Origin of the sequence: Bacillus sp. V3B, assembly GCF_024494465.1 — a bacterium.
GTDB lineage: Bacteria > Bacillota > Bacilli > Bacillales > Cytobacillaceae > Bacillus_BD.
Genome location: NZ_JAETXM010000095.1, coordinates 1 through 433, shown reverse-complemented (window position 1 = coordinate 433; position 433 = coordinate 1). Strand labels below are relative to the sequence as shown.

At 41.8% G+C, this 433-nt stretch carries 1 protein-coding gene; it reads right to left on the bottom strand.

Annotated features, from left to right (window positions below; translation table 11 throughout):
* Positions 1 to 433 (bottom strand): FAD-dependent monooxygenase (locus JMM81_RS22750; protein ID WP_483862182.1); only part of this gene is annotated, 433 nt, incomplete at both ends.

The following is a 433-nucleotide window of genomic DNA, read 5'->3' as shown; positions in this document are numbered from 1 at the left end:
TACATATTGAGAACATATAGCTTCATCATCAGAGAACAGCTTACGGATATTAGACCAAATTCCATCTGCCCCAACGACAGCTTTTCCAGTGTGTTGATCTCCATTCGCAGCTGTTACCGTAACAGTGCCTTCGCTTTCTACGGTTTCTACGATCGATTGGTTGGTAACCAGCTCAATATAAGGGTTTTCTTCACAAGCCTCTACAAGGATATGATGAAGATCAGAACGATGTAATACAATATAAGGTGCACCGTATCTCTCTTTATAGACATCCCCAAGGTCTAAAGCAGATAACTCTTCACCGCTAAAAGCATCCATTAACACCAGTCTTTTTGGAAAAACGGCGATCTCGTTAATCTTTTCCATTACACCTAAACGCTGTAATACATTTGTGGCATTCGCTGCCAGCTGAATTCCTGCTCCTACTTCACCA